This window comes from Candidimonas humi, assembly GCF_019166065.1.
In the GTDB taxonomy this organism is placed as follows: Bacteria; Pseudomonadota; Gammaproteobacteria; order Burkholderiales; family Burkholderiaceae_B; genus Candidimonas; species Candidimonas humi.
In genome coordinates, this window is sequence record NZ_JAHTBN010000002.1 from 585,907 (window position 1) to 605,752 (window position 19,846).

General features: G+C 56.2%; 16 protein-coding genes. 4 read left to right on the forward strand and 12 right to left on the reverse strand.

The genetic code is table 11. From position 1 onward, the window contains the following. Window positions 1-45 precede the first annotated feature (45 nt). A complete protein-coding gene (locus KVP10_RS06090) occupies window positions 46-3,657 on the forward strand; it encodes a glycosyltransferase (RefSeq protein ID WP_217963612.1) in 3,612 nt (1,203 codons plus the stop codon). 106 nt (window positions 3,658-3,763) lie between these two features. On the opposite strand, the gene KVP10_RS06095 is transcribed toward KVP10_RS06090, so the two are convergent. From KVP10_RS06095 to KVP10_RS06105, 3 genes are all read right to left on the reverse strand, one after another. Beyond that, window positions 3,764-5,185 (reverse strand): DUF2142 domain-containing protein, encoded by a 1,422-nt coding sequence (locus KVP10_RS06095; protein ID WP_217963613.1) that lies wholly within the window; start codon window positions 5,183-5,185, stop codon window positions 3,764-3,766. Window positions 5,186-5,572: 387 nt separating this feature from the next. Beyond that, window positions 5,573-6,571, reverse strand: a complete 999-nt coding sequence (locus tag KVP10_RS06100; RefSeq protein ID WP_217963614.1) for a glycosyltransferase family 2 protein — start codon at window positions 6,569-6,571, stop codon at window positions 5,573-5,575. Between the two features lie 276 nt (window positions 6,572-6,847). Further along, window positions 6,848-7,825: a glycosyltransferase family 2 protein gene (locus KVP10_RS06105; RefSeq protein WP_246600352.1), complete on the reverse strand. Its 978-nt coding sequence runs from the start codon at window positions 7,823-7,825 to the stop codon at window positions 6,848-6,850. 174 nt (window positions 7,826-7,999) lie between these two features. Between KVP10_RS06105 and KVP10_RS21500 the strand changes: the two genes are divergently transcribed. Together KVP10_RS21500 and KVP10_RS06115 are read left to right on the forward strand one after the other, a co-directional pair. Continuing rightward, window positions 8,000-9,199, forward strand: coding sequence for an O-antigen ligase family protein (locus tag KVP10_RS21500; RefSeq protein WP_217963615.1), 1,200 nt, complete (start codon window positions 8,000-8,002; stop codon window positions 9,197-9,199). Window positions 9,200-9,215: 16 nt separating this feature from the next. Next, window positions 9,216-10,157, forward strand: coding sequence for a glycosyltransferase (locus tag KVP10_RS06115; protein WP_217963616.1), 942 nt, complete (start codon window positions 9,216-9,218; stop codon window positions 10,155-10,157). A gap of 39 nt (window positions 10,158-10,196) precedes the next feature. Here the strand turns inward: KVP10_RS06115 and wbaP are convergent, their stop codons facing one another. From wbaP to KVP10_RS06150, 7 genes are all read right to left on the reverse strand, one after another. Next, window positions 10,197-11,639, reverse strand: a complete 1,443-nt coding sequence (wbaP, locus tag KVP10_RS06120; RefSeq protein WP_217963617.1) for an undecaprenyl-phosphate galactose phosphotransferase WbaP — start codon at window positions 11,637-11,639, stop codon at window positions 10,197-10,199. A 192-nt stretch (window positions 11,640-11,831) separates the two neighbouring features. Then, window positions 11,832-12,620: an HpcH/HpaI aldolase family protein gene (locus KVP10_RS06125; RefSeq protein WP_217963618.1), complete on the reverse strand. Its 789-nt coding sequence runs from the start codon at window positions 12,618-12,620 to the stop codon at window positions 11,832-11,834. A 46-nt stretch (window positions 12,621-12,666) separates the two neighbouring features. Further along, window positions 12,667-13,653, reverse strand: coding sequence for a Bug family tripartite tricarboxylate transporter substrate binding protein (locus tag KVP10_RS06130; protein ID WP_217963619.1), 987 nt, complete (start codon window positions 13,651-13,653; stop codon window positions 12,667-12,669). Window positions 13,654-13,858: 205 nt separating this feature from the next. Beyond that, window positions 13,859-14,827, reverse strand: a complete 969-nt coding sequence (locus KVP10_RS06135) for an alpha/beta fold hydrolase (protein WP_246600354.1) — start codon at window positions 14,825-14,827, stop codon at window positions 13,859-13,861. 17 nt (window positions 14,828-14,844) lie between these two features. Then, entirely contained in the window at window positions 14,845-15,687 is an 843-nt protein-coding gene (locus tag KVP10_RS06140) for a TauD/TfdA dioxygenase family protein (RefSeq protein ID WP_217963620.1), read from the reverse strand. Between the two features lie 84 nt (window positions 15,688-15,771). Then, on the reverse strand, window positions 15,772-16,920 hold the full coding sequence (locus KVP10_RS06145; protein WP_217963621.1) for a M24 family metallopeptidase: 1,149 nt from the start codon (window positions 16,918-16,920) through the stop codon (window positions 15,772-15,774). 83 nt (window positions 16,921-17,003) lie between these two features. After that, the gene (locus KVP10_RS06150) at window positions 17,004-18,002 is read right to left on the reverse strand and encodes a Bug family tripartite tricarboxylate transporter substrate binding protein (RefSeq protein WP_217963622.1); all 999 of its coding nucleotides are present in this window, start codon (window positions 18,000-18,002) and stop codon (window positions 17,004-17,006) included. Window positions 18,003-18,180: 178 nt separating this feature from the next. On the opposite strand from KVP10_RS06150, the gene KVP10_RS06155 reads away from it, so the two are divergent. After that, on the forward strand, window positions 18,181-18,975 hold the full coding sequence (locus KVP10_RS06155) for an IclR family transcriptional regulator domain-containing protein (RefSeq protein ID WP_246600356.1): 795 nt from the start codon (window positions 18,181-18,183) through the stop codon (window positions 18,973-18,975). Between the two features lie 42 nt (window positions 18,976-19,017). On the opposite strand, the gene KVP10_RS06160 is transcribed toward KVP10_RS06155, so the two are convergent. Together KVP10_RS06160 and KVP10_RS06165 are read right to left on the reverse strand one after the other, a co-directional pair. Further along, entirely contained in the window at window positions 19,018-19,521 is a 504-nt protein-coding gene (locus tag KVP10_RS06160) for a GNAT family N-acetyltransferase (protein WP_376810940.1), read from the reverse strand. Further along, window positions 19,506-19,799, reverse strand: coding sequence for a type II toxin-antitoxin system TacA family antitoxin (locus KVP10_RS06165; protein WP_217963623.1), 294 nt, complete (start codon window positions 19,797-19,799; stop codon window positions 19,506-19,508). Before KVP10_RS06165 ends, KVP10_RS06160 begins: the two co-directional genes overlap by 16 nt. Between the last annotated feature and the right edge of the window lie 47 nt (window positions 19,800-19,846).

The following is a 19,846-nucleotide window of genomic DNA, read 5'->3' on the forward strand; positions in this document are numbered from 1 at the left end:
GAAATTGGCGAGCTAATTTGAGTAATACCATTTTCGCGAAATTTCATGAAGAGCCTTTTGCAGATTTACCAAGAGCATCACGGGAATACATCTGATAAATGGGGTATATATTTATCCGAATACGATCGGCTTTTCTCTTCATATAGAGAGTCGCCCCTAAGCTTGCTGGAAATTGGCGTGCAAAATGGTGGGTCTCTGGAAATATGGGGAGAGTACTTCGGACAGGCTAAGGCTATAGTCGGGTGTGATATAAACCCGGATTGTGGCAAGTTGAAATATGTCGATCCTAAGATATCCTTAATTGTCGGGGACGCAAATACGGATGAGAGTGAGCGCCAGATACTCGCCCATGCCGGGAAATTCGACCTGATAATAGACGATGGGTCGCACACATCGGGCGATATCGTACGCACATTCGCACGGTATTTTCAGCACTTATCCGATGGCGGCCTGTTTGTCGTGGAGGACTTGCATTGCAGTTATTGGCAAGAATTTGATGGGGGGCTTTATGACCCTTATTCGTCAATAAGTTTCTTTAAGCAGTTGGTGGATGTAGTCAATTACGAGCATTGGGGAGTGGAGAAAAAGCCTGATGATGTGCTGGAGGTTTTTTTAAAGCATTTTGGCTGCGCCATCGAACGAGAATTGCTATCTCGGATACATTCAATCGAATTTATCAATTCTTTATGTGTTATTCGACGAGCTCCAGCTCAAGAAAATCTGTTGGGCCATCGGTACATTGTGGGCGAAGAGGAAAACGTCGTTAAGATCAAAGGTGTGGCGCCACTTAGCAGTAAGCAGGCAACGCTTCCCCAGATAAATAATCCTTGGACTGCTCGAGCCTTTCATCCTATGGAAGAGGTTGAGCGGCAGCGTACTCAGATTGTGGAGCAAGAGGGTCGGCTGAGGAGCTATGCGCAAGACTTGGCGATGCTGCGTGAGGCCAATTCTGGCCAAGAGCAAGAAATCCGCCATTTGACAGAGACGGTGTCGGCGCAGGAATTACAGGCCAACGAGCACAGGCGGGCGATTGAAAGCCTGTCTGTAGAGATACATACATTACGTCATTCAAGAAGCTGGAGAATCACAGCGCCGTTACGCTGGCCGATGGACCAAGCCAGAAGGGCAAAGCAAGTACTGTCTGCGGTGAAATCAGGAGTTAACCGGGCCGGAGGGGTAAAGTATGCCGCAGCGAAAGCCTGGGGTGTGTATAGAAATGAAGGCCTTGTAACTTTAAAAAGTAAACTAAAGGCCAATGCTGGCCGGGAGAAAGAAGGGGCAGAACTGAGTGTTGGAGGCTTGTTACCGCGAATAACTCGCTTGGCAGAGGAGGCCCTGCCTTTACGCGTATTGATCATAGCCGAGCTTAGTATTCCTCAGTGTGTCAAGTATAGAGTGACACAAAAAGAGGAGATGCTAAATAGCCTGGGGATTCCCTGTACCACTCTCAATTGGACCCATACGGAGGCTTGCTTCGATGCTCTTTCTACACATTCGGTAGTGATATTTTATCGAACGCCAGCAGTCTCATCCGTGCTCCAGCTTCTTGCTGAAGCACGTAGGCTTAAGATGCGAACCCTTTGGGAGGTTGACGATTTAATCTTCGACCGAAACTTATTAGCAAGTCGCCGGGCACTACACGGCTTAGACCCATCGACGTTTGATGGAGTGCTAGAAGGTGCTGATCTTTATCGAAAGACAATGTTGTCCTGCGATCAGGCTATAGCTTCTACTCCAGGGCTCGCAAATGCCATGCATTCGTCTTCCCAGATAGAAGACGTATTTGTGGTGGAAAATGCCCTTGACGAGGAAACATTACGGGTCGCCCAAGAGATCTTGGATCAGCGGTGTGCTAAAAAAGGCACCGGTGACGCTGCTGTCCGGATTGTATATGGATCAGGAACCAATACTCATAATTCGGATTTTAAGGTGGCGTCGTTAGCGATAGCGAAAATTCTTCACGATTTTCTCAATGTCAGGTTGCGAATTATTGGGATGTTGGATATTCCAGAAGAGTTAAATGGATATAGAGAGCAGATAGAAATAATTCCGTTTTGTAGCTATCCGGAGTACTTGCAACATCTATCAGAGAGCGATATCAGTATAGCGCCATTGGAAAATGAGGAGTTTAACGACGCGAAGAGCAATATTAAGTATTTAGAGGCTAGCATAATCCAAATTCCGAGTGTGTGTTCGCCGCGGGATGCATTTCGATCTACCATAAAAAATGGTGTCAACGGCTTTCTGGCCGAAGACGACGTTGGTAGTTGGTATCATGCCTTGAAATTGTTGATCTCTGATGGGGCCTTGCGTGAGCAAATTGGCGTGGCTGCTCGCAATGATGTTATTAATTCATATTCCCCTTTGAGCATCGCAACTAGGCAGTTAAGGCCTATATTTGTAAATGCAATTAAAGCTAATGTCGTTAAAGCCAAGCGCGTGCTTTCCGTAAATATATATTATGGCCCTCGCTCGTATGGTGGAGCTACGATAGTTGCCGAACAAGTCAATAATATAGTTAATGAGGGCGATAGCGCTTTTAATGTGTATGTGTTTACCACATTGCCGACGGCTGGTGTGCCTGCTTATGGTATTCGGCGATACGAGTATAGGGGAGGGGTAGTATTTGGGGTTGGGCTGCCTGATGCATTGGATCCCCTTGCTCAATTTCAAAATCGGGATATGGTAAAGCCTTTTCTTGAAGTACTAGATATAGTGCGCCCGGATATCGTCCATTTTCACAGTATTCAAGGCATAGGCATATCAATAATAGACGCATGTGAACAGAGGGGTATTCCGACTGTTATTACTCTGCATGACGCGTGGTGGCTCTGTGGCAGGCAGTACATGGTCAATAGACAAGGTAAGTTTTGCGGACAAACTCGGATAGACCTAGATATTTGCGCTCGATGTGTTGATGATAAAAATTTAAATTCTATTCGACAGCGAGAGCTAAGAAGTGCATTGAATAAGGCAACGTTGTTAGTTTCTCCAAGCGAATATTTTGCCGACTTCTACATTCAGAATGGTGTACCAAAAGAGAAGCTGAGAGTTAATAAAAACGGCATTAAGCCGCCAAGACCGTATGCCAAATATAAAAGGCCAGGGCCACTGGTTTTTGCATATGTAGGAGGAAAAACGGATATAAAAGGCTACTCTTTAGTAAAAGAATCCTTTTCCGATTTGCCTGTTAAGGATGATATAAAATTAGTTATAGTTGATAATACCTATAACTTGGGCTTCCCTTCTTATTCTCCTTCGGATATAAGCGGAGAGGAGTGGGTGGAAATAGTACCTGCGTATACCCAAGAAACAATAGATGAATTTTTCAATGGCGTAGATGTGTTGCTATTTCCGACTCGGGCTAAAGAGAGCTTTGGCTTGGTGGTGAGAGAGGCTATTGCGAGGAACGTATGGGTTATTTCTACCGATTCTGGGGGGGCGGTCGAGGATATAGTGCCGGGCAAGAATGGAACTATTATTCCTTTGGAGGCGGACAAGGCAGATCTCATCGCTGCCGTTCTTGATGTAATTAAACGTTATAGCAGTTTGAATGTGGGGGACGAGATAGGTTTGAACGGTGCAGCTATTACCACTTCTCAGGAGCAGGCAATTCAATTGGTGGGTATATTTAATGAGGCCGTCGAAGAATCATAATTAGGCTCTCGCTTGGCTGGCGGAGTAGGTGGCGCTCATCGCTAGGGTTGTTAGCGTATAAGCCTTGAAGGTTCGTTATATCAAATTTTCGAGGGGATTTGCGTGTCTACCAGATGTAGTAACGGGTTAGTAGAACTTTTGGCATCTCCGTCGCCACCAAGACGATTAACGCTGCCAGGAGGCAGCTGCTTATAGGGGTTGGCCGGGGTTTCATGCTGGTGGACCAGCTTAGGGCGTATGATAAAGCGCAGAATGGGATGATAAAATATCGCCCTTGAATTCCATCTATGGACTGCGCTGGAAAAGTATTCCATTGTACGAGCAAGGCGAGAAAAATAACGAAAATGGACGCGGCAGACATGGTGAGTAGTAGCGCGCGTGGAAACCAGTTATCACGTAGGTTTGCTAATGAGGTTGAGGTAACGGCCAATAGTATTAGCAACAGTGATACGTGCTTGTAAAATTTCGGCGTGAAATAGGTGTCTATCCAGCCCAACACGCCAATAAAACTATTTCGATAGTATAGAAGCCTTCCGTCGATATTTAGGGTATTAATTAAAATATCCAAAAATCTGAGTGGGTGAAAAATATAGTATTCAAGCACAAAGAACTGGCTTATCCCCGCGTGCCGTATTCCACCGTCATTCGTAAATCGTATGCCGATATAAAGCCATGATAGGCTGGCGACCACTAATATAAGCCCTTCCCAAAAATAAAGAAGCTTCCTGCGAATTATTGCGATCGCGAAAGGTATAAATGAAAACGGCAGAAGTTGAATTTTGCTGTTTATTAAAATAAATAGACCGACGGTTAATAGATATGAGGCTCGGTCCGGAAAATCAACTGCCTTTCTGCAACTGGCATTAAATGTACTGAAGCAAGCTAGGGCTAGAGCAAGAGCTATCCCGTCTATACTAGCCGTAAAGAACTGGAATAAGCTCATTGGTAGGATAACCAATCCAATGGTGAAGGGCCCGACCGAGCTAGTGCGAAATGCAATTAATAGCAACGCTACTATTGAGAGTAGAGCAAACAATCGAGCGAGAAGGTATGATTGCTGTACGGTCAAATCCATCCATTTCCCGACGGTTAGACCTAGCGCTTGCGGTGTATATATCAATGGGAAGTAATACCCAGTGGTCGGGATTTCCACAAAGACATTTTTTCCTGCCCATTTGACAGAGGAAAGTGTCTCAATGTCTTTTTGAGTGATTTTGCGATTTGGATGAAAAGCAAATTCGCCTGTAGCTAGCTGCTGATAGTGATATAGCCCTTGATCGACTTCTCCTCCGGACATTTTGCCAGGTACGGATTTTAAAGTTATATATCCCCTCGAAAGTAGGTAGGCCCGCATGATGTGAGCGTTTTCATCGGGTGATTGCATGGGAGGTATCAGTCGGCCAAGGGTGGAAAATAATATGAATCCCAGGAGGAGAGCCGGGATATACCGTTTTTCTATTAGTTCGAAACGCCTTAAAAAATAATGATAGCCGCCTCCCAATTTTCCCAATAATTCTTCTATTTGCAATCTGTGTCTCATGGGGTAAGCGTAAATCTAATGTTAGGGCTCAATGTGGTTAGGATTTTACGGCTATTACTATGCCGATCATGATAAATGTAATACCGATAAAATATTGGGGATGGAATCTCTCTGCGAAAATATAGTGACTCCCTAACGGGACCAAGATGAATGCGAGGGCCATCAAGGGGTAGACTTTCCCTAAATCTACTCTTTGCAGGACCCATACCCAAGCTATAGTTGTCACTCCATATAATGCGAATGCAAGAGCGAGGGTTGTAATAGTGGAAATATCAAAGAATGAGCCGGATTTGCGTAATGAAGCGGCGCTTAATTTAAACAATATTTGCCCAATTGCTATCCCGAGCACGCATAACAACGAAATTAGGTAAGCCATCAGTTTTTATAACCTTTGTTTTTCTTTAGGCTTGTGCTTCGCAGCAAATGAAATGGCCTGCGAGGCACGGAAGCAATATCGTGGCCGATGAATGCCAGAATGAGTTGCAATCCCGCCAAAATTGTTAGTCCAGACAGCATCACTGTGCCCGCGGAGGCCGGTGTGGCTTCCTTTGCTGAAATGACCCAATGGATGCCGCCAAAGGCTACCCCAAAAATTAACAGCGCGATGCCTAAAGGTAGTTCGATGGAGGCCAACGATGTGTCACGCAAATAATAATTATAGAAAATTCTCTTCAGAAAATTTGAAAAATGTTTGAGCAAGAATTCAGCGATTATTTTTTTTATTTTTAGATTGCTTACTTCATTTTCGTACTTGGCATCCATTGGTATATCAACAACTGTGGCTCTTAACGTGTTTAGTCGAAAAAGCATGTCTGATTCAAAAAAATAACGACTACTTATTTTTGAGAATGGGAGGCAGCGGGCAACATCTCTATGTATGGCGGTGTATCCGTTTGTTGGATCAAAAAAATCCCAGTACCCTGAAGAGAGCTTTGTCATGAAGGATAATATGGCATTGCCTAGTAGACGTATTCTGGGCATTGCGCGGACTCTTTCTAACTCATAAAACCGATTGCCTTTCGTATAATCAGCTATCCCAGCAATTATGGGTTCTACAAAATCGGAAATTAACGCCGGATCCATCTGACCATCACCATCAATTTTTACGATGACGAGAGCTCCTTTTTCTATTGCGGCCTTGTATCCGGTCATCGTAGCTCCTCCGACGCCCAGATTTTGCAGGCAGCGGATAACCTCGACACGCTTGTCCGCGCAATTTCTCTCAACAAAGTCGCCAGAATTTTCGGGACAGCAGTCGTCTACCACATATATATGAGATACTTCCGGCCCTATCTTTTCAATGACTTGTAAGATGTGGCTTTTTACCTTATATGCGGGAATAACTACGGCAATGGATTGCTCTTCTGTAATCAAGCTTTCTCCAAATGTAAATATGAACAGAATCTGAGACTCGGGCAGCTATGGAATACGTGATAGAGCGTGACATGGCGTGCATGAACCAACTGTAGCCGAGAATTGATCGCGTCAAGCAATACATGATATGACGAAATATGAAATCGGCTACCACCCGGATTAATTATTTTTGCAGAAACTGGTTTTTAGAATGGTTTTAGGCGGTATGGGGATGCTTGAATACCACATAAGCATCGTACATTGCTTAAGATCTTCTGGCGAACGAAGGGGCCGGCGTCATAATTTGCCGAACGCTGCAGCTATCAATAGGCCCACATTTCCCAATCGGGTCTGACGATAAATTCCTGCACGTTTGAAACCCACTAACCTAGGCAGGAGCCGCCGGTGTCGGGCCATGGCGAACAACCTCAAGGTTTGCTTGGTAGTTGCTATCAAATGGGAGTCCAGCTTTTGTAGCGCACGCACGTGCTGTTCGTCCCATTCCGCCAGACGCCCGGCAAACAACATGCGTATTCGCGCCAGGCGGGCCTTCCAGCCGGTATTCATGCCTATCAGGTTGATGTCATGCTGCCTGTAGCGCAAGGTGGGGTGTGGGTCATAGTGAACAGGCCCGCCGCAGGCAGTGACTAGCAAGTACAGCCACCAGTCATGGATGTACACATCGGCATCGGCGCCGCTCGCGCACAATAGCTGGCGGGCTGCGTGATTGAAGACCATGGTGTTGCCGCTTGCGATATTCTGCACCAGCGCATTGGCAAAGGCCGGAGGGCGGGTATATAGCTGCGAAACTCCTATGTCGTGGTTGGCCTCGTCCACGAACATTGTGCGTGAACAATACAGCGCCGGTATGTCCTGCGGCTGGGTTTGAAGCCAGTCAAGTGCGCGCTGCAGCTTGTCGGGTTCCCAGATATCGTCCTGGTCGGAAAACGCATAGTAATCGGCCACTATTGCGGGGTTGGTCGCCAGGGACAAGAAATTACGGGTGCAGCCACGGGCCGGCCCGTTGATGATGGCAAGTTTCTCTTCCCCCCATTTGCGCTGGTAGTCGTTCAGCAGCTTGGGCGTGGCGTCCGACGAGCTGTCGTCCGACGCCCAGGCCTTCCAGTTGCCGTAACTTTGGCTGGCATAAGAATCCAGTTGCTCGGGCAGGTATTTTTCGCCGTTATAGGTGCCCAGCAGGATGGCGACTTGGGGGCTTGCGGCTGTGTCGGGGGGCATGGGGTTGGGGTGGTTGTGGCGACAGGTGGATATCATGGATTGTAAGGGCTCGGCGCCCTGGATAAGGGGGCGGGCGGAAGGAAGGTCCGACTATAATTCGGGCTCAGTGGCCCGCTTTGAGGCCGATACCACCGCCTGTGTATGACTATGAAAAATATTGAATCCGGCCGTTGCCGGCTACTGGGCCCCTGGGTATCTTGCGGCGTATTTGTGTTCTTTGCCCCCGTGCTGTCGATACCCGACAGCTATAACCTGGGAACGGCCATGTTGTTGCTGGCCGGCGTCTGGTTCTTGATTACCCGGCCCTGGCGGTCTTTGTCGCACGAAGACCGGGTATTTTCATGGCTGTTGTGCGCCATCTTCCTGATTGCCCTTGGGCTGAGCCTGTTTCATGGAAACCGTACCAGGGCGCTGGACCTGCCCAGCCGCTACTTGTTGTTGATCCCCGTGTTGTGGATGTTGTGCCGGGTGCCGCCCCGTCTGGATGCTTTATGGGCCGGGCTGGCCTTGGGTGGTGTGTCGGCAGCGGCGCTTGCGGCCTGGCAGATTGAATACTTGGGCATGCCGCGGGCCGTGGGCTTTACCGGCGTGATCCAGTTCGGCGACCTGGGCATCATGATGGGGGTTCTGTGTCTGGCTGCCCTGGTATGGTACGGGATGCAGGGCCGCCGGGCATGGCAGGCATTCATGGCGATCGGCTTGCTGGGCGGGGTCTACACGTCGATTGCGTCGGGTAGCCGCGGCGGCTGGCTGGCGGTCGCCCCGGTGGCTGTCATTTTCTGTATTGCGTTTCTGCACCGCCGCAATGTGAAGCGTGTGCTGGCTTGGCTGTTGGCGCTATGTGTGGGGATAGGTGTTTTGTCGGTTTCCGTGCCCAGCATCGAGTCGCGCTACGACCAGGCGGTCAGTGAAGTCCAGCAGTATCAAGAAGACCGCGATGCCGACACATCGCTCGGCGCCCGCTTCGAAATGTGGCGCGCATTGGCGAAGATTATCCCCGAGAAGCCGTGGCTGGGCTGGGGCGTCAAGGATTTTCATGCGCGCATGCAGGCGCTGGTGGATAGCGGCCAGGCGCGCCCCGTTGTTTTGTTTCTGGCCAATACTCATAACAATTATCTGGAATTGTGGGTGTTTCAAGGCCTGTTGGGGCTGGCGGCCACCCTGGCTTTGTTCGCCTACATGCTGTGGTGTTTTGGCAGGCGCCTGCGTTCGCCCTGTATGGATCTACGTGTGCTGGCCGTGGCCGGCACGTCTTTGTTGGTTTCGTTTCTGGTGTTTGGCATGTCGCAGGTGATATTGGGGCGCAACAATACGCTGCTTTTCTTCCTGATTTCGCTGGCCGTGTTTTGGGGCTGCCTGCGCCATCGGGAAGCTGCGCTGCCCGTAGTACACGCCGGCAGTGCGCGTTGAAGGGGGCGGCGCCGCGGTGAACGCCGATATCCTGATTCTGCTGGCGGTTCGCAATGGCGCTCGTTATCTGCGCGCGCAATTGGATTCCATTTTTCTTTCGGACTTTGACGGCCGGATTTCGGTGCTTGCTGGCCTGGATCCTTCCACGGATGGCAGCCGCGAAGTATTGGCCGACTACCCTGCGGACGGCCTGGAATATATCGAGCATGCCGCGCCTTCGGGCAGCGCAGCCGGTAATTTTTCCAGCTTGCTGCGTTGCGCGCTGGACCGCCGGCAGCGCTATTTCGGCCTGAGTGATCAGGACGATGTATGGCTGTCGGGGAAACTGCGCTTGGGCATCGACAAGCTCCGGGAAATGGAGCAGGCCTATGGTGCGTCCGTGCCGCTGCTGGTGTTTACCGATGCGGAAGTGGTCGACGAAAACTTGCATACCATTGCGGCTTCGTTCTGGCGCCATGAAAAGCTCGACCCCGGTTTCTGCCATTCATACAAGCGACTGGCGCTGCAGAATGTCGGCCAGGGTTGCACTTTCGTCTTCAATCGGGCCTTGCTTGAAAAGCTGCGAGATATCCCGCCCGAGGCGAGGATGCACGACCACTGGATGATGTTGGTAGCCGCTCTGTTCGGGCATATCGGCTATGTGGATGCGCCCACGCTTAAGTATCGGCAGCATGGCGCCAATGTCCTGGGCTCGGAAGGGCAAGGGCTGGGCCACGCCCTGCGCCGGTTTATGTACATGAGGCAGGGCATTCGCGGCGCCTTGCTGGCATCCGAGCGTCAGGCCGGGGCTTTAGTCCAGCGTTATGGTGCCGAGCTTGCTCCTGCCCAGCGCGACTTTTTTCTTCAGTTTTCCCAGTTGTCCGGGCGTGGGCGATTGTGGCGCAAATGGTTCTGCATGCGTCATGGCTTGCGCATGAGTAGCGGCTTGCGCACTCTGGGGCTGTACTTGATGGTGTGACTGTCCTTGCCGCTGCAGGCCTTGCCTGGCCCGTGGCCGTCAGTATGCGCCGACGCGCTTGAGCACCACGTTCGCGGTCTTGAACAAGATCGCGATATCGTTCCACAGCGACCAGTTCTTGACATACCAGGCGTCGAAATAGACGCGGGTTTCGTAATCCACGTCGTTGCGGCCGCTTACCTGCCACAGGCCGGTGATGCCTGGCTTGGCAAGCAGGTAGTAGTCGACATTTTCCGCATAGCGCTGCAGTTCTTCTTCTACCACCGGGCGCGGGCCGACCATGCTCATGGTCCCCATCAATACGTTCCATAGCTGCGGCAGCTCGTCCAGGCTGCTTTTGCGTATGAAATGGCCGATTCGGGTGACGCGGGGGTCGTCCTTGAGCTTGAAGTCTTTTTCCCACTCGGCCCTGGCTTCGGGGTCGTTGGCGAGCAATTGTTCCAGTACTTCCTGGGAATTCAGGATCATGGACCGGAATTTATAGCATTTGAATTTGCGTCCGTCGCGCCCTACGCGAACATGCCCATAAATGGGTTTGCCGCCGTCGCGCATGATGAGCACGGCCAGGATGATAAGTACCGGCGACAGCAGCAGCGCCAAGCCCAATGACGCGAAAATGTCGAAGATTCTCTTGAGGACACGCGAGGTCAGCTTGGTAAGGTTGTTATGGACTCGCAGTATCAGCACTTCGTGGCTGAATATGAACGATATGTCCGTGCTATTGAGCGGGATGCCGCGGGTGGTGGGTATCACGGAAACTGCCCGGCAGGCATGGGTGGCCAGCTTCTTGATCCACAATTCCCGGTGCCCGTCCTCGCCCAGTTCCACCGCGACGAAGTATTGGGTGGTGTGGGGGTCGGTCTTCGCCCAAAGGTCGGCCTCGTTGTCGATCACGGGGATGTCGAACAGGGTTGCGGGGTGGTCCGGGCTCGTCGCGTAGAAGTACTGGATCTCGTAGCCCAGCCCTTTTTCGCTCTTGATGGCGGCATAGGCCTCGATGGCATTGCGCCCGGTGCCGAATATGATGCTGGCCTTGTTCCAGATCTTCAGCTTGATCAGCAGCTTTTTGGCGCCATAGCGCCCTAGTGGCAGCAGCACGATGGCGATCGACCAGGTAAAAACCCAGACATACCGCGATAGGTGCCACTTGGAAAATGCGACGATCGCCAAGTCTATGATGGCGAAAATCACGATGGTTCTAAGGGTTTCCCGTAACTCGAACCAGAAAGGCTTGCGGTATGTATAGTGGCGCAGGCGTATCCAGAACCATGCGACGCATACCAGCGAAAGCAGAAAATGCGACGTCAGCCGCGAGCCGATTTCATCCTTCGGGATATACGCATAGAAATTGTCCCAGAGCAGGTACACCAAGCCTGCGGCAATCAAGGCGCTGGCATTGAAGGTAATAAAGTCCGCGCACGCCAACCCGATACTCGCTAGAGAGGACTGCAGGGTTTTCTTGAACGAACCTTGATTGAACATCAGCTTCTTGCTATTGGAGGTGGTACGGGATTTTAATCCGCTTCTCCGAGGCAGATGTTTCCTTTGGTCGGTAAATGGTTCGCAGCCCTTTCCACTCGGAATCTAGCCAAGCCGGGCCGACGGTTCGCTCCTGGATATTGGCGGCCGTTCATGCATGAGCGGCCGCGCCACGCTTGCCGCGGCCACTGGACTTCAATACCCTGTCTTGCCCCCCGGCCCCGCTGCGGTTTTCTTGAGCCTGCTCACCTGCCCGACATACCCGCTTTTCAGCACCGCCGAATCGTTGGCGGCATTCACTAGTTGGAAGCCCTGGTCCATGCGCCGGTGGCACATATCGGTGTCCGAGCAGAAGATGCCGGTGTACAGGCCTCGGTCCGACGCTTTTTGCCGCACGGTTTCGATCGCGGCTCCAGCCTCGCCTTGCGGCTCGCAGCCGGGGTCGCCGCCGAAGCTCAGGCTGAGATCGTTGGGGCCGATGAATATGCCGTCGATGCCCTTGACGTCCAGGATCCGGTCCAGGTTGTCCATCGCCTGCCGGGATTCAATCATGACGAACACGAGGATCTCTTCGTTGGCATGTTGGAAATAGTCGGCGCCGCCGTAGAGCACCCCCCTGGGCGGCCCGAAGGACCGCGCGCCCACGGGCGGATAGCGGCACGCCGAAACGACCGCCTCGGCGATCTCGGCCGTGTCGACCTGGGGGCAGATGACGCCGTACGCGCCGGCGTCCAGCAGGCGCATGATCTCGACCGGGCTCGAGCAGACCGGGCGTCCGATGGGGATGGCGCTGGTGGTGGAAATGGCCTGGAACATGGTCATGGCCTGCGAAAAATCTATCATTCCATGCTGCATGTCCACCGTCACGGCGTCGAAGCCGCAGTTGGCCACGACCTCGGCGCTGAAGGACGAGGGTATCGACAGCCAGGCATTGGTGGCCGTGCCGCCCGCTGCCAGGGTCCTTTTCAGGGTGTTTGCTCTCATTTCATCTCTTTCAAAACAGTGAGTTGCCGCGGCATGCGGCGCGGAATCAGTTCACGCGTATGCCGATGCGCTTGGTCAGTTCGCCCATGTCTTTGGTGGCGGCCTTCCAGGTCTGGGCGAATTGTTCGGGCGTGGACCCGATGATTTCGTAGCCCTGGTCTTCTTGTATCTTGCGGAACTTGGGGTCGTCGAGTACGGCCCGGATTTCCTTCGACAGCTTGTCGATGATTTTCGGGTCGGTGCCTTTGCGCATGACGAACCCCACCCAGACTACGTTGGTGAAGCCGGGCACGCCGGCTTGAGCCATGGTGGGAACGTCGGGCAGCAGGGGCGATCGCTTGGTGTCGGCCACCGCCAGGGCGCGCAGTTTGCCGGCCTTGACCAGTTGCACGATGGCGGGCAGGTTGTCGAACATCAAGGGTATGCGTCCGCCGAGTATGTCGTTGATGGCGCCGGCGCCGCCCTTATAGGGCACGTGCACCATTTTCGTGCCGGTTGCGGCCAGGAATTGTTCGGCGGCCAGGTGCATGGTATTGCCGATGCCGGCCGAGGCGAAACTCAGCTTGCCGGGGTGGGCCTTGGCGTACTTGATCAGGCCAGCCACATCGTGGAACTGGGTTTTTTCGCCCACCACCAGGACGTTCGCCATCTGGTGGGTGATGGTGACCGGCGCGAAATCGGTGCGCGGATCGTAGCCCTTGACGGGGTAGATGAACGGGTTGACGGCCAGGGTGCTCAATGACGCATACAGCAGCGTGTAGCCGTCGGCGGGCATGTGCGCGACCGCGGCCGAGCCGATGTTGCCGTTGGCGCCGGGCTTGTTCTCGACGATGATGGGTTGGCCCAGCCGCTTGCCCAGTTCCTGGCCCAGCGATCGGGCGAACCCGTCGGCGGTCCCGCCGGGGGGAAAGGGGATGACCATCGTGATGGGCCGCGACGGGTACGTGTCGCCGCCGGCTGCCTGGCTTATGCAAGGCATGGCGGCGGCCAGGGCCAAGGCGCCCAGGAACATCGCCGTGAATCGTGTTTTCATGTGTGTCTCCTCCGGTCTTGTTGCGGGCGGCCCGTGGTGGCGTGGCGCAAGCAGGGGTTTGCACCGGTGGCGGTGCCTGTCGATCTCTGCGCGGGCTGAATTCAAAGGGATATGTTACCGGTAACAAATGAGAGAGCTACTCGGGATTAACCCTTAGTCTGGGTCCATGTGCGGAAGGGATTGGGGCTGGGCGCCAGCGGCGTGGTCAGGAGCGTGCGTTCAAGAACGCCGCCACATGCCCGATCCACAGCCCGCTTTCGTATATCGGCGATACGTGCTTGTATTTACCCGGGACGCACAGTGTCTTCAGCCTGGGGGATTTTTCGTAGCTGCCGAATTCGCACGGAAAGATCGGGTCGGTCAGGCATTGCAGCCAGAGCAGTTGCATGGGGTTGCTGCCGGCGGCCAGTTCGCGGCGTATGTCGAAGTGGACGCTGGCGGCGCGCAGGCAGGCCAGCGACCAGGGCGAGAACTGGCGCGCCCAGGTTTCGGCCTCGTGGCGCAGGCGGGCCGCCGGGTCTTCGACCCCGTCGTCGGCCAGCTTGCGGGCGTAGCCATAGCGTTCCAGCGTGTTCAGGCGCTGTTGTATCCATTGTTCGGGGGCGCCGGGCTTGCCGCTGCGCAGGCTGGCGGCGATATGGCGCAGCTTTTGGATGTCGGCGGGGGCGCCGTTGCCGCGGGGCGCCGAGGCAAGCACCACGACCTTGTCCGCCGGCACCGGCGCCCGCATGGCCCATTCGAAGGCCTGGTAGCCGCCGTAGGAATAGCCGATCACCGCGTCCAGGCGCGGGATGCCCAGCGCTTTCAGCCATAGCCCTTGCAGCGCCACGGTGTCGCCGATGCTGATGTCGGGGAAAGTGTCGGGCCGCGACCAGTGCTGCGGCCCGGTGGAGCCGAAGCACGAGCCCAGGGCGTTGGGTACCAGTACGCAATGGTGCTCGGTATCGAAGAGGCGGTCGGGGCCGATCCAGTCGCGGAACCAGCCGCGGTCGCAGAATTCGGGACGGTCGTTGGGCGAGATCGCTGCTTGAGGGCTGCTGCTTATGCCATGCAGCAGCAAAATGACTGCGCGAGCTTTATCCGGCGGCGGACCGTAATGGCACCAGGCGAGGGTCGCCGCCGGCAGGGTGTCGCCGGATTGCAGCGGCAATGCTTCAAAGGTGAGGGCTTTCAATCGATCGGAAAGTGCGCTCAGAGCGGCCGGTCTCCCATGATCGTGACCCTGTGTATGGTGCGCGCATGCTGCGCCGACAGGTTCCGGGTAGTGGCCTTGTGCATGACGCAGCGATTATCCCACATCACCACGTCGCCGGGAGACCAGCGCAGGACGTACTGGTATTTTTCCTGGGTGCAGTGGGCAAAGAGCCGATCCAGAAGCTCCTGGCCTTCCCGTTCGCCCCAGCCGACGATTTCGGCGGTCATGCCGGGGTGCACATACAAGGCCTTGCGCCCGGTTTCGGGGTGCGTGCGCACTACCGGGTGGGCGATGTCGGGGGTTTCGGCCAGTTGGCTGCCTGTCATTTGCACGCGCGTGCTTTCTTCGCCGCCGGCCGATTTCTTGCGATAGCGGTGCACGGCCTGCAGGCCGTCCAGGCTGCGCTTGGTGTCGGCGTCCAGTTCTTCGTAGGTCTGGTACATATTGATGAAGAGGGTGTTGCCGCCTTCCGGGGGGATGGTGATGGCGTTCAACACGGTGGCCTTGGCGGGTTTTTCGCGGAAGGCGAAATCCGAATGCCAGTACGAGCCGCCGTCGGCGATGCCCATGGGCTTGCCGTCCTTGGTCTGGTTGGACAGTACGAAGATTTCCGGGTATTCGGGGTGGTTGTATTGGCGCAGTATGTGGATGTCCAGCTCGCCCAGGCGGCGGCCGAACGACAACTGGCCTTGCGGCGAAAGCCGCTGGTCGCGAAAGACCAGCAGTTGGTGCTGCAAGAAGGTCTGGTTGACGGCTTCGAACTGCGCGTCGTCCAGGTGTTCCAAGTCGAGGTCGCGGACTTCGGCGCCGATATACGAGCTCAGGGGGGTGACTTTCATGATGGCTTCCAGCTTCCAGGGGTGGAGACGAGTCGCGCGGCGCCGGGGCCCGTCATGCCTGGGCCCGGGCGCCGCGTGTGCCGGTCAGGCGAGGCGATGCACCTTGGCGGGCGTGCTCACCAGCGGCTCGGAGCCGTGTTCGGTGACCAGCACCGGATATTCCAGGCGCATGCCGCCCAGTTGCGGGCGGTACAGGTGGGTGCCCAGCGCCACCACCATGCCGGCCCGCACTTCGTCGCGGCTGCGCAGGTTGATGAAGGGGCGGGTGCGTGCGCAGGTGCCCAGCCCGTGGCCGAACAGCGGCAGGCCGTATTCGGCCAGGCCGTGTTTTTCGAAGACCTTGACCCCCATCGCGGCGCATTCGGCGATGGCGCGGCCGGGCGTCAGCGAGGCCAGCATGGTGTCCACGGTTTCTTCCCAGCAGGCGATGAGTTTTTCCTGTTCGGCCGTGGGCTTGCCCAGGAACAGCGGCAGTGCGGTGTCGGCCAGGTACAGGTCGAGCATGGGATGCAGGTCGAGGATGACGAATTCGTTGTTGCCGATGGGGCGGTCGCTGGCCTGTTGCGTGACGCCGCGCAGGAAGCCCGTGCGCGGGCCGGAGCCGACTTCGGTGCCGCCGGTCACGGCCCAGGACCAGATGCTGCCCTTGTCGCGGATGGCCTGCTCGATGGCGCCGGCCACGTGGTTTTCGGTGACGCCCGGGCGCACCTGCTGCCTGCCTTGCTCGAAGCCGTAGTCCGAGACCTGCGCGGCGTGGCGCAGGCGTTCGATTTCGGCTGCGTCCTTGATCAGCATGACCTCGTCGATGATGTCCACGCCGTTTTCCAGGCGGGCTTGCGGCATGTGCTCTTTCAGCTCGAAGTATTCGGCGGCGGTCAGCATGCCGGGGGCGACCTGCGCGGCGCCGGGGTGCGCCAGGTCCAGGCCGATGCGGCCGGCGCTCAGCCCGTGCTTGGCCAGCCGCTGCTGGATCAGGCTGGGGAAGTCCGAGAATTCGAACTCGTGCAGTTCCATGTCGTGGCCTTCGGCGCGCACGCGCGAGGCGTCCATGGCCCAGTAGATGAATTCGCATTCGCCGCTGGCCGTGACCAGCACGGCGCCGCGCCAGGGCATGAAGGCGCCGCTCAGGTAATGCAGGGAACCCTGCCGGGTCCCCAGGTAGGCGTCGAACCCTTGCTCGCGGGCCTGGCGGGCCACCGCCTGGCGGCGGGCCCGAAAATCGATGTTCTTCACTGATTGATTCCTTATGCGTGTTGCGTAGGCATGGATTGCGGGCCGGGGCCCGGGCTGGCGGCGCTGCTTACGAGCAGCGCCGCTTACTGGACCGAGGCGCCGGATTCCTTCACCACGGTGGTCCAGCGGCTGGTTTCGTCATGGACGAATTTCGAGAATTCCTCGGGCGTGCTGCCCACCGGCTGGGCGGCCTGCGACATCAGCCTTTGCTTGATCTCGGGGTCGGCCAGGGCCTTGTGTATGGATTGCGACAGGCGGTGCACGATGGGCGAAGGCGTGCCGGCCGGAGCGAACACGCCTATCCACGAGGTCATCACATAGCCCGGCACCGTCTCTTTGATGGCGGGCACGTCGGGCAGCGCCGCAGAACGTTCGGGGCCGGTGACGGCGATGGCTCGCAGCTTGCCCGACTTGATCATGGGCAGCGCCAGCACCATGCTGTCGAACGCATAGTCGGCTTGGCCGCCGATGACATCGGTCAGCGCCGGCAGGCTGCCCTTGTAGGGAATGTGCACGGTGTTGATGCCGACCATCTTGTTGAACAGCACGCCCGACATATGCATGGACGTGCCGGTGCCGCCCGAAGCGCGGTTCAGCTTGCCGGGATGCGCCTTGGCGTAGGCGATCAGGTCGCCGATGGTCTTGATCGGCAGCTTGGGGTTGACGACCACCACCAGCGGGTAGGACACCACCTGCGACACCGGCACCAGGTCGGTCAGCGCCTTGTAGTGCAGGTTCTTGTACAGCGTCTGGTTGATGGCGTTGGTGCCTATGGTGCCCATCAAGATCGTGTAGCCGTCCGGCTTGGACCGCACGACATATTCGGCGCCGATATTGCCGCCGGCGCCGGGCTTGGCTTCGACCAGCACGTTGGTGCCCAGGTCCTTGGCCATGTTGACTGCCAGCAGGCGGGTGACGATCTCGGTGGGGCCGCCCGCGGCGGCCGGCACGATGAAATGTATCGGCTGGTCCGGAAAGTGGTCCGCCGCGAAAGAGGGGGCCGCAATGCAGGCGGCCAGTGCGCCGGCGCACGAAAGCCGGCGCATCAGGCCGGACAGGCCTGCAGGGGATCGGAATGGCATGGAGAGTCTCCTTGGTCTGTTTTGGTTAATTTGCGAACATAAGTTCGCAAAACGCAATTTATACCTGGAGACGGACGGCGTCAAGACCGCGGCCGAGGTTTGCCGCCGCGGCGCTGTTTGCTAAGATTGGCCGCCGGCGCCGCGATGCAACGCCCGGGCGCCTTCATCGAAAGAAACCATGAAAACCAAGCAGATGAGCGAGACCCAGCCTAAAGAAGAGTTCCTGGAAAGCCTGGCCAACGGCCTGAAGGTGCTGAACATCTTCGGCGCCGGCGCCTACACGCTGACGATCCAGGAAACCGCAGAACACCTGGACGTGACGCGCGCTGCCGCGCGCCGCCTGGTGCTTACGCTGGAAAAGCTGGGCTATCTGCAGCAGATAGGGCGGCAGTTCTCGCTGACGCCCAAGGTGCTGGACCTGGGCTACGCGTATTTTTCTTCGCTGGGCCTGCACGACCTGATGCGGCCCATCATGCAGGAGATCGCCGCCGAAATCGGCGAAACGTGTTCGCTGGGCGTGCTCGACGGCCAGCACATCGTGTTCGTGGCGCGGGAAGAAACCGGGCGTCTGCTCAAGCTGGACCTGAACGTGGGCAGCCGTTTGCCGGCCTATGCGCACTCGATGGGCCAGGTGCTGCTGGCCGGCCTCGACAAGGACGGCCTGGACCGCTATTTCCAGCAGGCCACGCTCAAGCCCTTGACGCCGTACACCTACACGTCCAAGACCGCCCTGAAAGACCTGCTGAAGAAAGTGCGCGAGCAGGGCTACAGCATTTCGGTCAGCGAGCTGGTGGAAGGCTTTGCCGGGGTGTCCATCCCCGTGGCCACCGCCAGCGGCGAAGTGCTGGCCGGCCTGGGCGTAAGCATGGTGCTCGGCAGCCGCGGCCAGGCCTACCTCGAGGAACGCGTACTGCCGGTGCTGCTGGCCGCCGCGCCACGCATCCGCGCGGCGATTCCCGATCGGGGCAGGTAGCGGCGTCGTGATAATGGCGTGGTTTTATCCGGGCGCCATGACTTATACGCCGGCTTTCAGGTCTGCCAGCGTCACCATCAGCGTCATTGGGTCGAGTCTCGACGGTTCGAAGCCGATACGCTCGTAGAAGGAGCATGCCTCCTCGGAGAGCGCATGCACCAATATGCCTCGGATACCGATTATGTCCGCCGCCTGGATCACGCGCAGGAATGCATCCTTAGCCAAGGCTCGTCCAATTCCTTTGCCATGCCATGATTGGTCTACGGCGAGCCGCCCCAGCACTACGACGGGTATCGGGTCCGGCATATTGCGCCGGAAGCGGCCTGGCGCCGCATCCACCGTGACGGCGCTCGATGCCAACGCGTAGTACGCCAGCACGCGATGCTCGGCGCAGGCGACGAAGGTGCGCGAAGCCCCCGTGTTCTGGTTTTTCAGTGCGCGATGCTTGAGCCATTGATCCAGGCTTTCGACGCCCGAGGCAAACGGCTCCAGATCATGATGAGGTGCAAGGGGCTCGGGCGCCCTGATTTTCAGGCCTTGTCCCACGGAGCCCGTGTCTGCAGGGTCTTGCGCAGCGCCGCGTTCGGTTGCGCAGGCATGTCCAGGCGTGCCAGGAAGGCGGCGTAGGCCTGTGGCGAGGCCATGAGGATGGCTTGGTCGAGCAGAGCCTCTTCGGCCGCTGCGCGGGCGGCATCCAGCATGAAATCCGTACGATTCTTGCCGCGAACCTTAGCGGCTCGGTCGATCAGGTGCCGTTCTTCGGCCCGGATCCGGATGTTCAAGGTTTCGCGCTTCGCGGCTTGTGCATTTGTCGCCGTAGTCATGGCAGAAATTCTCCAAGTGTGCAGCTTATTCTAGCAGTAGCGTAAAG

Bases quoted from the DNA above. Each gene is read 5' to 3' on its own strand.
- KVP10_RS06125 (WP_217963618.1), bottom strand. From the start codon at position 12,620: ATGAGAGCAAACACCCTGAAAAGGACCCTGGCAGCGGGCGGCACGGCC.
- wbaP (WP_217963617.1), bottom strand. From the start codon at position 11,639: ATGTTCAATCAAGGTTCGTTCAAGAAAACCCTGCAGTCCTCTCTAGCG.
- KVP10_RS06140 (WP_217963620.1), bottom strand. From the start codon at position 15,687: ATGAAAGTCACCCCCCTGAGCTCGTATATCGGCGCCGAAGTCCGCGAC.
- KVP10_RS06150 (WP_217963622.1), bottom strand. From the start codon at position 18,002: ATGCCATTCCGATCCCCTGCAGGCCTGTCCGGCCTGATGCGCCGGCTT.
- KVP10_RS06105 (WP_246600352.1), bottom strand. From the start codon at position 7,825: ATGATATCCACCTGTCGCCACAACCACCCCAACCCCATGCCCCCCGAC.
- KVP10_RS06090 (WP_217963612.1), top strand. From the start codon at position 46: ATGAAGAGCCTTTTGCAGATTTACCAAGAGCATCACGGGAATACATCT.
- KVP10_RS06165 (WP_217963623.1), bottom strand. From the start codon at position 19,799: ATGACTACGGCGACAAATGCACAAGCCGCGAAGCGCGAAACCTTGAAC.
- KVP10_RS06130 (WP_217963619.1), bottom strand. From the start codon at position 13,653: ATGAAAACACGATTCACGGCGATGTTCCTGGGCGCCTTGGCCCTGGCC.
- KVP10_RS06155 (WP_246600356.1), top strand. From the start codon at position 18,181: ATGAAAACCAAGCAGATGAGCGAGACCCAGCCTAAAGAAGAGTTCCTG.